The 12186-nt window shown below is 58.8% G+C and carries 11 protein-coding genes and 2 pseudogenes; 7 read left to right on the top strand and 6 right to left on the bottom strand.

The genetic code is table 11. The features are described from left to right. Window positions 1–49: 49 nt before the first annotated feature. The gene (locus tag GFU70_RS13165; protein WP_193034306.1) at window positions 50–1033 is read right to left on the bottom strand and encodes a 5'-nucleotidase; all 984 of its coding nucleotides are present in this window, start codon (window positions 1031–1033) and stop codon (window positions 50–52) included. Window positions 1034–1335: 302 nt separating this feature from the next. Between GFU70_RS13165 and GFU70_RS13160 the strand changes: the two genes are divergently transcribed. The 4 genes and pseudogenes from GFU70_RS13160 to GFU70_RS13145 form a co-directional block, all read left to right on the top strand. Next, on the top strand, window positions 1336–1626 hold the full coding sequence (locus GFU70_RS13160; protein WP_032698686.1) for a type II toxin-antitoxin system ParD family antitoxin: 291 nt from the start codon (window positions 1336–1338) through the stop codon (window positions 1624–1626). A gap of 2 nt (window positions 1627–1628) precedes the next feature. Beyond that, complete coding sequence (locus GFU70_RS13155; protein ID WP_092250824.1) at window positions 1629–1985, top strand: type II toxin-antitoxin system RelE/ParE family toxin; 357 nt, start codon at window positions 1629–1631, stop codon at window positions 1983–1985. Between the two features lie 214 nt (window positions 1986–2199). After that, window positions 2200–2534 (top strand): annotated as a pseudogene (locus tag GFU70_RS13150) (aldehyde dehydrogenase family protein); the annotation flags it as partial. Between the two features lie 67 nt (window positions 2535–2601). Then, window positions 2602–2910: pseudogene (locus GFU70_RS13145) on the top strand (MerR family transcriptional regulator); the annotation flags it as partial. A 13-nt stretch (window positions 2911–2923) separates the two neighbouring features. Here GFU70_RS13145 and GFU70_RS13140 read toward each other — a convergent pair. Then, window positions 2924–3967: an NAD-dependent epimerase/dehydratase family protein gene (locus tag GFU70_RS13140; RefSeq protein ID WP_116642304.1), complete on the bottom strand. Its 1044-nt coding sequence runs from the start codon at window positions 3965–3967 to the stop codon at window positions 2924–2926. Window positions 3968–4284: 317 nt separating this feature from the next. Beyond that, the gene (locus GFU70_RS13135) at window positions 4285–6567 is read right to left on the bottom strand and encodes a heavy metal translocating P-type ATPase (RefSeq protein WP_153388169.1); all 2283 of its coding nucleotides are present in this window, start codon (window positions 6565–6567) and stop codon (window positions 4285–4287) included. A 239-nt stretch (window positions 6568–6806) separates the two neighbouring features. Here GFU70_RS13135 and GFU70_RS13130 point away from each other — a divergent pair, with 239 nt between their 5' ends. After that, entirely contained in the window at window positions 6807–7454 is a 648-nt protein-coding gene (locus GFU70_RS13130) for a BON domain-containing protein (protein ID WP_058545881.1), read from the top strand. A gap of 144 nt (window positions 7455–7598) precedes the next feature. Next, a complete protein-coding gene (locus tag GFU70_RS13125; protein ID WP_058545880.1) occupies window positions 7599–8966 on the top strand; it encodes an erythromycin esterase family protein in 1368 nt (455 codons plus the stop codon). A 17-nt stretch (window positions 8967–8983) separates the two neighbouring features. Here the strand turns inward: GFU70_RS13125 and GFU70_RS13120 are convergent, their stop codons facing one another. From GFU70_RS13120 to GFU70_RS13110, 3 genes are read right to left on the bottom strand one after another with little or no spacing between them, the layout of a single operon-like run. After that, window positions 8984–9643, bottom strand: a complete 660-nt coding sequence (locus tag GFU70_RS13120; RefSeq protein WP_058545879.1) for a dienelactone hydrolase family protein — start codon at window positions 9641–9643, stop codon at window positions 8984–8986. Next, window positions 9636–10340 carry a phosphoribosyltransferase gene (locus tag GFU70_RS13115; protein ID WP_058545878.1) on the bottom strand — a complete coding sequence of 235 codons (705 nt, stop codon included), beginning with the start codon at window positions 10338–10340 and terminating at the stop codon, window positions 9636–9638. Before GFU70_RS13115 ends, GFU70_RS13120 begins: the two co-directional genes overlap by 8 nt. A 56-nt stretch (window positions 10341–10396) precedes the next feature. Further along, window positions 10397–11287, bottom strand: coding sequence for a universal stress protein (locus GFU70_RS13110; RefSeq protein WP_058545877.1), 891 nt, complete (start codon window positions 11285–11287; stop codon window positions 10397–10399). A gap of 322 nt (window positions 11288–11609) precedes the next feature. On the opposite strand from GFU70_RS13110, the gene GFU70_RS13105 reads away from it, so the two are divergent. Then, entirely contained in the window at window positions 11610–12176 is a 567-nt protein-coding gene (locus GFU70_RS13105) for a phosphoribosyltransferase family protein (protein WP_153388168.1), read from the top strand. Window positions 12177–12186 lie beyond the last annotated feature (10 nt).

The following is a 12186-nucleotide window of genomic DNA, read 5'->3' as shown; positions in this document are numbered from 1 at the left end:
CACAGAACCGATACGAATTCCTGTGGTACTACGCGCTCAAGCCACCGTGTTACACCACCTGCTGGACCTGATCCGCTTCAGGCTCTAGCGCATCCACAGTAGCGACATGGTTGGTGATGCCGAAAGGAATGTGCACGGATGGAGCAACTGCGCTAGTCGATTTAAGGTGCCCTGATTGGTCATCGAAGAAGATGTGTGGTTTCAATACACCTAAAATTTTTCCTTTCTCGATGCCACCTAGGAAGAATGCGTCATTGGCCATAACACCCCAACTCTTGAGTGTATTCATCGCACGCTCATGAGACGGAGCATTGCGGGCTGTGACGATCGAGACGCGTATGCGGTTTTCGTATTTAGGATTGAGCTTTTTGTGCTTCTCCTCGACCGACTGGATTTTGGATATCCGCACCATGAATTCCTTCAGCGGCCCAGGGTTATGGGGCTGCATGACGTTCTTCACTTCGTGCGCATGGAACTCAGACAATCCAGAGGCCTGCATGATTGTTTCGGACTCATCGCCGGCGAGCACGCCGTCAAAGTCGAATGCGATGCGTAGGGTTTTATCAGTCTCGTCGTCTTCAAATTTTGAATCGAGCACCTGGCCAGCCGGGTACCCGGCCCTGATAGCCGCTTCCACGTCTTTTTTGTCACCCGACAAAAATAAAGCGATATTCAGTGCTGGTATGTATTCATAAGGAGATTTTCCCTGCATGAAAATCGCCCTTGTCATCCCAAGCCCATAGTGCTCGATAGTCTTCAGTACGCGCAGCCCAGTGTCGGGATCATTACGCGAAAGAAGTATTACCTCGACGAGCGGATCCGTAGGATCGACGCTAAGGTCATTCACTGACAGTAAGCGCTTGATGAAGGGGAACGCTATCCCCTTAGGAAGCGGGACGTGAAGATTTTCTTGCTGAAACTTGCGGTATTCCTCCTCCCCCTGACTCTGAAACACTGCGTCCGATGCCAACAAATCAAACACAGCGCTGGAAGCGACGCCAATCACCAGGCGATTTTCTAACTCGTAGGGCATTGGAACCTCTCTTGATGCCTCTAAACGCAAATATTGATGGGCATCGAACATGCCGATCGATTTCAGGGCGGATCGAGAAGCACACATCGCGCGTCTCCTCCCACGCACAGTCAGGCATATCAATCTTCAAATCAATCTGCAGGTCGCTTTATTATGGGCGGATGACTTTGAACCTTGCTGATTGGCGCCGAGTCAGCCATCACCTGATCGCCGGATGTCGGCCCCAAGCTATTCTCCTGAGCGAAAATGGCATAATATGCCAACAATCAAAAGTACCTGTTTGCATAGACCTGGAGCTAGTTATGGCGACGCGAAACGTTGTGCTCACCCCTCACCAGGAACAGGTTATCCATGACTTGGTGCAGTCCGGCCGTTATCAGAATGCCAGCGAAGTGATGCGAGAAGGTTTACGTTTATTGGAGCAGCGCGTCGCCGAAGACACCGCCAAAATTGAGGCCCTGCGTCAGGCGACCTCAATCGGCATCATGGATCTTGAGCACGGGCGCTTTACTCAGGTGAACGAAGGGGATCTGGAGCACTACCTCGAGGGCTTGAGCCTGGAGGCAACCCTCCCCGCGCGAGAGAAACACTGAGCATGCCGCAGTATCGGATTTCCAACCCGGCGCGCGCCGACATTGTCGACATTCTCAGGCTCTCGCAGACGCAGTTCGGCGATCAAGCTCGCCAGCGCTACCAAGCGCTGATCCTCGCGGCGCTGCAAGCGCTTGCCGACACGCCTTATCGCATCGGCAGCCACGACCGCGATGAGCTTGCACCGGGCCTTCGCAGCTATCACCTCATCTATTCACGCCAGCAGGCCAAACAAACCCATGGAACGGTCAAAAGCCCACGCCATATCGTGTTCTATCGTGTGGCAAACGACGACGTGATCGAGGTCGTCAGGCTCCTTCATGACGCCATGGAAGTGCAGTTGCACTTGCCTAACGATTGATCAGCAACCTGGCCCAACGGCTTAAGTGGCCAGGAATAGCGAAGTCCGTCGGAAATTGCCATTCGCGATCACCCGCACACTCGGTACGAATGGGGGCAAAAGTGGGGGCAAACAAAAGTGTTATCGACCTAAAAACATTGTCCTAGAGCCCAGTCAAAATGTTCTTCGGCGACCCTGAGAGTCTTTAGGCGTCGTCGGGGACGATCATGCTGACAACAACGTCAACGACACCCTGCTCAACGAGGAAACCTTCAGACCCATCGCCATGTTTTTGCCGTACGACAGCGAAGAAAAACTGCTGGCCTTGATGAACAACACGCCCTACGGCTTGAGCGCCAGCCTCTGGACAAAAGACTTGAGCAAAGCCCTGCGCATCGTGCCCGCCATCGAAGCCAGCACGATGCTGGACCCAGCGGAGCCTTTTGGCGGCAAAAATCCTCGGGGATAGGCCGGCAGTTCGGCAACGCATTCGTTGATGATTACTTCGAGCTGAAAGCGGTGATGATTCGCTACCGAGCCCAACCTCGACATTTTTCGATTTTTATGTAACGGCTTTTGCAGCTCTGGCGATCAAACAACGCTAGAGTACTTGCCGTCTCACATAAGGAATTGACAGATGTTCATTGGACGACTCGCCGAACTGACCGGCTGCACCCCAAAAGCCATTCGACTGTACGAGCAAATGGGCCTGATCAGCGAGCCAGAGCGTGAGGGGCGGTATCGCCTCTACAATGCTCATCACTTGGAAATCGTCCACCTGATCCGCAAAGCGCAGACTGCCGGGTTCAAGCTGGCCGAGATGAACCCGCTGATTGCTGCAAAAAACAAGTTGAAATCCTTTCCGCTGGCATTGGCCAACCAGGCAGTCGACGACAAGCGCCAGCAGGTCCGGGACAGGATCGCGGAACTGCAGGCGCTTGATCTTCACTTGATTGAACTTAAAAGCGAGATGAACTCAATGTTTGCGCCTCGCCCTGTCGCAGGTCTTCATAAGGTTGATGCGCCTGCCTGTACAGATAAGCAAACGCTTGCCTCAAGGCCACTTCAGGCGGCCGAGGGTTGAATCCCAATTCGTTTTTCGCCTTGGTGATGTCGTATTCCTGCGCCACGTTGTGAAACAGGCGCACCTGGCTCAAGAGTAACTGGGCGGGTTTGCCAACTCGTTGCGCCCAGCGTTCCTGGAACCACGCCACGCCCAGCAGTAACCAGCGTGGTGCTGAGGCAGGCTGGCGATACCCGGGCGCTTGGGTGTTGGCGGCCTCGATCAAATCGCTGAGCGGCGACGAACGCTCATTGGCCAGGATATAGCGCTGCCCTGGCCGCCCCTTTTCGGCGGCGAGTATCATCCCCTCGGCCACATCGCGAACATCCACGAAGTTGAAACGAAACCCCGGGTCAAAGGGCATCTGCCGCTGGCGAACCGACTGAAGAAATCCCATGGTATCGGTGAGGTGGCCAGCATTGGGGCCAACCATGGCCGAAGGTAATACCGACACCATGTTCAACCCCAACGTCTCAGCGCACCGCCAAGCCGCCTGCTCGGAAAGTATCTTCGATTTGTAGTAGGCGTTTTCGCTTTCCGTATTCCAGTGCGCCTCATCCAGCGCCGTACCATCATGACCGACGGCGGCCACCGAACTGACGTAGACCACACGCTGCACCCCCGCCCGTGAAGCGGCTTGCAGCACACGCCGCGTGCCCTGGATATTCGGCTCGACAATCTCGGCCTCCGGGTTGCGAGCCCAGTGCTTGAACACGGCGGCCACTTGAAACAGCACCTGCACCCCCTCCAGCGCCTTGTCCAAGGCCGCACTGTCTAGCAGCTCGGCATACACCAACTCGCAGTCCAGCCCGACAAAGGGTGTGTGGTTACAGATGTCACGAACGCCGGCTCGGACCCGATAGCCCTGATCGAGCAGCGCTCGCAGCAAGGTGTTGCCCAGATGGCCGTTGGCACCTGTCACCAGACATAAACCTTTCACAGGAACTCCTTGTTGGCAGCGCGCCAGAGTGGGCGCTGGAAAAAAGCATACGAGGTGTCCCATGGGGCAGAGTCAAGTACCCAGATGACACGGCGTGGAAGGAAGTCCACTGAAAGCCAGCCAAAGTCACATTGGTGTTATCAGAAATCGCCATTCACGATCGCTAGCGCAGCCGGGGCACGTGGGGAAAAAATGGGGCACAACTCTTTTTTTCCACCTGAAACAACCGTCCTAGAGCCCAGGCAAAATGTTTTTCGGGGATCAGGATAGTCTTTGAAAGGACTGACAACACAGTCTTTTCCCCCCGTCTTCAATCGCTAGCGCCAATCCAGATAACGAAACAGCTCTTCCTCCTGTTCAAAATGCAGTTGCACCAGGGTGTCCAGCCGGATCAGTTGATGCTGGATCTCATCGGCAGTTGCCGTGGCGGGGGCGCAACTGAAGTCGTCGCTCATGCGCGCCAGCAGATGAATAAGCCGAAAAATCTCCCGGTGGACGTGGCTCATGGCCGATAGCGGGTCCTCGCCTGTCATGTTTCGTATCAGCAGTGGGTACAGTGTGTCCTCATCTTCGCGCTCATGCTGCGCCAGTGATGTCTGCAGAAGGCTGACCAACTCCGCCAGATCAGTCCGTGCCTGCTCAGGTGGTCGCTGGGAAAAGTCGTTGGCCATTCGGTGCAGATCGCTCAGTAAAGCACCGAGTTGCTGGTGTTCAGCTTGCAGGTGATCAATGTGCTCAGCGGCCAGCTTTCTTTTCCCCAGCGCTTGCAGCGGCCCCAAGGCGCGCAAGGCGTTGACGATGATCACCACGTCGATGCCCTCCTGCACCACGGCGCCAACCAGCGGCGGTAGATAACCGAGGGCCGCCAGCACCATGGCCAGCAATGACATTCCCATCCCCACCAGCACGCCTTGACGAGCGATAAAACGGGTTCGCCGGGCGATGTCCAATGCCTCGACCAGGCGATCGAGGCGATCGACCAGCAGCACAACGCCCGCCGCTTGCGCAGAAGCGGTGGCACCGCTGGCCCCCATCGCCACGCCGACGTTGGCCGCCGCCAGCGCGGGGGCGTCGTTGATGCCATCACCGACCATCAATGTGCTGGCGCGCAGGCAACCCTGCTGTACAGCCTGCACTTTATCCTCGGGGCTCAACCCGGCACGCAGTTCATCTATCCCGGCGGACAGGGCAATCATTTCGGCCGTTTCCAGGCGATCCCCGGTGAGCATGACGATCCGTTCAATCCCTCTATTGCGCAGTCGACGCAGGGTTTGCGGGGTTTCGCGCCGAACGGTGTCCAAAAAGACCAGCAGGCCAGCGAGCTTGCCATCCACGGCGATGAAGCTTGCGCTGCATGCCTGGTAATCCATGTGGCGCAGCATGGTGGTGGCCCAGTCGCTCACGGGCGCATCGTGATTGGCAAACGACAATGTACCAAAACGCACCTGTACACCGTCGACCTGCCCAGACAGCCCTGCACCGGGACTCTCCTCTACCCCTTGCGGGACGAAGAGCGGCAGTTTGCGCTGATGCGCCGCGTCGACGATGGCCTGGGAGATGGGGTGCGTCGAAGCCTGGGCGAGTGAAGCGGCCAGGCCAAGCAGGCGTTGCGGATCGATGGGTCCGTTCGTCTCGATCGACTGCAAGCGGGCATGCCCGCTGGTCAAGGTGCCGGTCTTGTCGAGGAATACCTGTTTAATGCCGGCCAGCGCTTCCAGGGTCACGCCATCCTTGATCAGTATTCCGCGCCGCGCCGCCCGCGAGATACCGGACATGATGGCAATCGGCACTGCCAGTATCAAAGGGCACGGTGTGGCCACCACCAGCACCGCCAGTGCCCGCAAGGCATCACCACTCATGTACCAAGCCGTGGCTGCCATCAGCAACGTCAAGGGGATGAAGAACAGCGCATAACGGTCAGCCAGGCGTACGAAAGGCGCCCGCGAATGGCGTGCCGCCTCGGCCAGGCGCACGATCCCGGCGTAGGTGCTTTGCGCCGCCGTGCTTGTGGCGATGAGCAGGATGGAGTCACCGACATTGGAAACCCCGCTGGACAGTTGCTCGCCTTCCCGGCGCGTCCGCGGTAACGATTCGCCGCTGAGCGCCGATTCGTCGAGAATGGCCACAGGGCTCAGCAAGCGACCATCAACCGGAATCACTTCCCCCAGCCGCACCAGTAATGTTTGCTCGGGCTGTACCTGCTCAACGGGGATTTTGCGTAGGCCGTCCTCCTCCTGCACCCAAGCGAAACGTGGCGCCCGATCGATGAGCGCACTGAGCTCCCGCTCGGCACGTTGGCGGGTGAAGAACTCCAGGATCCGGCCGCTCGCCAGCATCAAGGCAATCAGCGCGGCCACCAGGGCCTGCCCAAAGACCAGAGCGGCGGTGATCGACAGCAGGGCGATCAGGTCGACACCGCTCTCGCCCCGGGACAGGCGCTTGAGGATTTCAACCAGCAGGACCCCAGCCATTACCAGGCTGCCCGCCGCCCAGCATATCGACGCCCATTCGGGTTGCTGTGCAACATGCGCAATGGCCCCAGCCAGCAGCGTCAGTGCGGTGAGCAGCAAGAGAACGGGGTCCAGCCATTTATCGAGCATAAGAAAAACTTCCTCAAAAACGATTGGCCTGCCTCGTTGTGCGAATCTTGGCAGCGCGCTCAGGGCTCGCCCCGCTTCCGTGTCGTTGCCCGTCGGGACATGGCCCTTACCCTATCGATCCTAGCGATCAACGGCCAGCGAGCACTGTTACCCACTTGACCTAGCTCAATGTCTTGACGCTGACCGAGGGTAAAAAAGAGGAACGGGCGACTCCTGCCCCTTCTACCGAGGACATCGTCATGAGCGACCTGAGCCTGCGTAACACCATCCTGGAAGAGCTTGAATTCCAACCCCACATAGATGCCGCGGAAATTGGCGTTACAGTTCACAATGGGGTTGTCACCCTGACTGGGCACGTCAGCGACTACGCCCAGAAAGTCAGTGCCGAACGTGCAGTCAAGGCGGTGAAAGGCGTGCGCGCAGTGGCCGAAGAAATCCAGGTAAGACTGAACAAGGATGCCGGTACAGCGGATGACGCCATCGCCAGTCGCGCACTGCACATCATTGATTGGAGTTCCGATCTTCCAATAGGCGCTGTCAAGGTGATCGTGGAGAACGGCTGGGTCAGCCTGGAAGGCCAGGTGGACTGGCAGTACCAGAAGGAAACGGCAGAACGGGCCGTACGCAAGCTTTCGGGGGTGGTCGGCGTGGACAACCGGCTCACGCTTCGTCCCCAGGTGGCCGTGGCCGATATCCAGCGGCGCATTGAAGAAGCGCTCAAGCGCAATGCCGAAATCGACGCCAAGGCGATTCAAATCAAGGTTGAAGGCAGTGTGGTCAAGCTTGAAGGCAGAGTGCATCTGTGGCGTGAACGCCAGATCGCGGAACGGGCCGCCTGGTCTGTGCCGGGGGTCAACAAGGTGGAGGATCATTTGCTGATCGCCTGAAACTGTAGCCCGTAAGAACCCCTTGGCCCCGCAACGCTGTTCACTCAAGCAAGTAGCTGAATCTACTCTTGAACTGAACAGCATTACCTTCTCTCAGGGATTTTGATATTCCACCTGCGTGCTCAACTTTGAGGGATGACGTTCATGAACTCACCTTCGCAAAAACTGATGGAAAAGCTCTATGGCCGGCAATATCACGTTGATAGAGCCCACATAGTCCCTTTGCTGCGTCAATACGCAGAACCACTGCCGGACCTGGACTCACCCAGTTTTGCCGAACTGTTCGATCGCTACGCCGACGCGCGTGTGGTGCTGATCGGCGAGGCGAGCCATGGAACCCACGAATTCTATCGAGCCAGGGCGGCGATTACCCAACGACTGATCGAGCGTCACGGGTTCAACATTGTGGCGGTTGAGGCCGATTGGCCGGACGCCGGCCATGTCGACCAGTACGTCCGGGGGCTGGCGCATTCGGCGTGGAAGCGCCATATCTTCAGCAGGTTCCCTACCTGGATGTGGCGTAACAGCGAAGTGAAGGCCTTCACCCATTGGCTTCATGAGCACAATCACCGACTGGCTGCCGAGCAGCGCGTCGAGTTTCGCGGATTGGACGTCTATAGCTTGCGCAACTCCATTCATGAGGTGCTGAGCTATTTGGAGCGGGTCGACCCGCAGCTGGCCCATGAAGCCCGGCGACGCTATGGTTGCTTGACCCCGTGGCAGGATGATCCCGCGCTGTATGGCCATTTTGTCGAGCGCGACGGTGTGATGCCCTGCGAGCAACCGGTGGTCGAGCAGCTCAACGTCATGCTGGCCGAGCAATTGGCCGGGCTCATTCGCGACGACGAAGCGTTCTTCAACGCAACGCAGAACGCCAGGGTGGTGGTGGCGGCGGAACAGTATTACCGCGCGGTTTATCGAGGATCGACGCTCTCCTGGAACCTGCGGGACCGACACATGTTCGAGACGTTGCGTGCATTGCTCGAACATCGGGGGCCGCACGCCAAGGCGGTGGTTTGGGCACACAACTCCCATATCGGCCACGCAGGCGCCACGGAAATGGGTTGGAAGGGGCAGTTCAACATCGGTCAGCTGTGCCGTAGCACCTTTGGGCGCGACGCCGTCCTGATCGGCATGGCCACCGACAGAGGCCAAGTGGCTGCCGCCGATGACTGGGACGGTGAGATGCGGATCAAGGACATTCGCCCTTCCCGACCGGACAGTTGGGAACATCAGTTCCTCAAAGCTGGGGTTGCGGCGTCCCTGACCGACTGGCGGGACCCGCAGCGAAAAGAGCTGCGACGGGTCTTGTCCCCTCCTTTGCTGGAGCGGGCCATCGGGGTGATTTACCGCCCCGAGAGCGAGCGTTCCAGCCATTACTTCGAGTCGGTACTGGCCGAACAATTCGATGCCATGATCTGGTTCGAGCAAACCACGCCGGTCACGGCGCTGCCCCTGCCGCACAACCAGCCACTGGAACCGGAAGACGAAACCTATCCGTTTGGCGTATGAGGAGGTAGGCAGCCTGCTTAGGGGGTGGAAGCCAGCAGGTATTTTTCAAACCAGTCGCCGGCTAGCCTGGCGACTTCTTCCAGGGTGCCCGGCTCTTCGAAAAGATGCGTGGCACCCGCCACGACTTCCAATGCCTGCTCGCACCGAAGGGCCTGGCGACTTTGACAATTCAAGTCGAACACCAGCGGGTCCAGTGCACCGACAATCTGCAAGGTCGGCGCCTCTACCTTGAGCAACGCCGGCCCCGCCAGGTCGGTTCGCCCTCCCCGGCTGACCACTGCCGCGACCGCATTCACCCGCTCGGCCGCCGCCACCAGCGCCGCAGCTGCGCCGGTGCTGGCGCCAAACAGTCCGATCCGCAGCGCGTGCAGTTCAGGGTTGCGGCCAACCCAGTCGATCACATGGATCAGGCGCCGGGCCAACAGGGGGATATTGAAGCGCAACTCGCCGGTCAGATTGTCCATACGCTGCTCATGTTCCGTGAGCAGGTCGAACAACAGCGAACCCAGGCCACGACGGGCCAGGACATCGGCCACGTATTGATTACGTGGGCTGGTACGCCCACTGCCGCTGCCATGGACGAAGATCACCAGGGCACGGGTGTTCGCCGGCAAACGCAGATCGGCCGATAACTCGACGCCTGGCAAGTCGATGGTTCGAGATTGAGGTTCAAGCATCAGGATGCTCCGTCGTGCAACCGCTCGCCGCTTCCCGCTGCCAGGCTTGGTGCATGAGATCGATGACTTCATCGTCCGACGTCTGGGCAAAACTCAAATACCAATAACCAATCGACATCATCCACTCGGGGATGAGCGGGCAAATCACTTCATTCACTTCGCTGCGCAACGCCTCGACCGTTTCCAGGGGAGCAACCGGCACCGCGACAACGATGCGCGCCGGGGACTGCACGCGTACCGCATGGACCGCGGCCATCATGGAGGAACCGGTTGCCAGGCCGTCGTCGACCAGGATCACGACCTGGTCCTTGAGCTGCAACGGCGGGCGATTACCCCGATACACCTGTTCGCGCCGCAACAGTTCCTGCGTTTCCCGGGCGACGACGGCATCGAAACTGGCGCGGTCGATCGGGTGCACCCGCAGCGCCTCGTCGTTGAGGATCTGTATGCCACCACTGGCAATGGCGCCCATGGCGAACTCCGGGTGCGACGGGACGCCAAGCTTGCGCACCAGCATCAGGTCCAGGCGAACGTTCAGGGCCGTCGCGACTTCATAAGCCACCGGGACGCCACCACGGGGCAAGGCAAGGATGATGACGTCAGGTCTGTTGGCATATTTGAACAAGGGCTCGACCAGCCGCCGACCGGCCTCGGTGCGGTTCGGCAAAGTGGTTTGCAATGAGGGGCTCTGAATCATGGGAACCTCCTGAGGCAATGATGCCTGTCGCTTCGTTATGGACGATCCTGGTCGCGCTAGATGGCCAGGACGCTGCAAGTTACCTGGTACAGGGTATGTTCGGTCGTGCTGCCCAAAAGCTTGTCCAGGCCATGGGATTGGACCCTGCCCATCACAATCACATCCATATGCTGCTCATCGGCGAACGCGCTCAGCACCGCGACAGGGTGCCCTTCAATGAAGTGACGTCGCTCAGCGGCCACGCCATGTCGGTCAGCCAGGTCGAAAAAGGACTTTTCATGTTCTTTGCGCAACTGCTCGCCAAGATCCGAGAGCGCTAGACCGCCGCCGCCCATATCGCCCATGTACACCATCGAAATGTCGCAGGCGTACAGTAAGTGCAACTCGGCATCGCATTGGATGGCGAGTCCGCATGCCTGCTGGATGATCCGCTCATTGAGCTCGTTGTCTTGCGCCAGGGTACTGGACGCGTCGACCGCCGCCACGACCTTGCGTGGCAAGGGACGGTCGCTTTCACCCAGCAGGTACACCGGTACCGGGCAATGGCGCAGCAAGCGCCAGTCCAGGGGGGTGAAAAAGGCCCGTTTGAACGCTGACTCGTGCTGCACCTGCTTGATCAACAGGTCGGGCTGCATCTCGGTGACGTGATCGAGAATGTCTTGCTGCATGTCATCGGCCCAGGTCACCTCCGTGGTCACGTCGATGCCTCTGTCGCGCAGGTGATTCGCCTGGTTCTTGAGCCAATCGCGATGGTCTTGCAGGTAGCCTTCGCGCGCCTGCTCCCGGTCACCTTCTTCGAGCAGTGACAACAGTTTCCAGGAAGGGATCAAGGCGGCGACGTGCAGGCTCGCACCGCTGGCCTTGGCCAGGGCCGCAGCGTGTCCCAGGGCATGGGAGTGGCGCAGGGCCGGGTTGATGATCAGCAATAACCGTTGATACTGGCTCATGATCGGACTCCATGGAACTTGCATAGGAACTGGCACGTTTGTCACTGCCTGTCACCGCGGGCCATTGTCGTATCTGCCGCTGCAACGGGCACCTTCGTTGTAGATTCACCATCCTCCGTCAGGGCGACCGTGGCGTTGATATATATCAATTACTTTCGACGACCAGGCCTTCAACGGCGCATGCGTGTCGGGACGGGTTGGCGGTTCGCCCTCGTCAATCACCGGCCTTTGTTTGGACCGCGATTGATCAATGTCAATCTCGTCAGTGGCAACCGGATTACCTTGGGTACATAACCCATGGTCTACGGACAGGAGAAAGGCGATGACGATCCTATTGGCCAGTCAGCGGGTGCGCCTGTATGACAGCAACGAGCTGGATGACGTGCTGCAGGTAATGGCGCACAAGGCCGCGACCCTCCTGCCCCCGACCCACGCAGCACTGATTGGTATCCAGCGCCGGGGCGAACCGCTGGCTCAACGGTTGCGCGAGTACATCGCGCATCGGACCGGCCAGCCGCAACTGCCTCTTTACCCTCTCCAGGTCAAGCGCTACGCCGACGACCTGCAAGTGCTGCATACCTACACCCAATTGACCGAAAACCCGGCCCTGGGCGGTCTCGACCTGGCCAATACCACGTTGCTGGTGGTCGACGATGTGCTCTTCGAAGGCCATTCGCTCTTGCGCACCTGTGCGTACCTGGCGCAACTGGGGGCACGCCGCGTCCATACCGCCGTACTGGTGGACCGGCATATCTGCCAGCAACCGATTCGGGCCGACATTGTTGGCATACATTTGCAGGTCGCCGCCGATGACATCGTCGAATGCCATGTGCCGCCTTTCGAAGAGACGTATTGCATTGAGGTGGTACGCCATGGCGCCGCCCGTTGAGGATGCGCTC

The sequence above is a fragment of the Pseudomonas brassicacearum genome (genome assembly GCF_009601685.2).
Lineage (GTDB): Bacteria > Pseudomonadota > Gammaproteobacteria > Pseudomonadales > Pseudomonadaceae > Aquipseudomonas > Aquipseudomonas kilonensis_B.
This window is presented reverse-complemented; position numbering and strand designations above follow the sequence as displayed.

Coding starts and splice junctions, on each gene's coding strand:
- GFU70_RS13165 (WP_193034306.1), bottom strand. CDS start 1,033: ATGCCCTACGAGTTAGAAAATCGCCTGGTGATTGGCGTCGCTTCCAGC.
- GFU70_RS13160 (WP_032698686.1), top strand. CDS start 1,336: ATGGCGACGCGAAACGTTGTGCTCACCCCTCACCAGGAACAGGTTATC.
- GFU70_RS13155 (WP_092250824.1), top strand. CDS start 1,629: ATGCCGCAGTATCGGATTTCCAACCCGGCGCGCGCCGACATTGTCGAC.
- GFU70_RS13135 (WP_153388169.1), bottom strand. CDS start 6,567: ATGCTCGATAAATGGCTGGACCCCGTTCTCTTGCTGCTCACCGCACTG.
- GFU70_RS13130 (WP_058545881.1), top strand. CDS start 6,807: ATGAGCGACCTGAGCCTGCGTAACACCATCCTGGAAGAGCTTGAATTC.
- GFU70_RS13125 (WP_058545880.1), top strand. CDS start 7,599: ATGAACTCACCTTCGCAAAAACTGATGGAAAAGCTCTATGGCCGGCAA.
- GFU70_RS13120 (WP_058545879.1), bottom strand. CDS start 9,643: ATGCTTGAACCTCAATCTCGAACCATCGACTTGCCAGGCGTCGAGTTA.
- GFU70_RS13115 (WP_058545878.1), bottom strand. CDS start 10,340: ATGATTCAGAGCCCCTCATTGCAAACCACTTTGCCGAACCGCACCGAG.
- GFU70_RS13110 (WP_058545877.1), bottom strand. CDS start 11,287: ATGAGCCAGTATCAACGGTTATTGCTGATCATCAACCCGGCCCTGCGC.
- GFU70_RS13105 (WP_153388168.1), top strand. CDS start 11,610: ATGACGATCCTATTGGCCAGTCAGCGGGTGCGCCTGTATGACAGCAAC.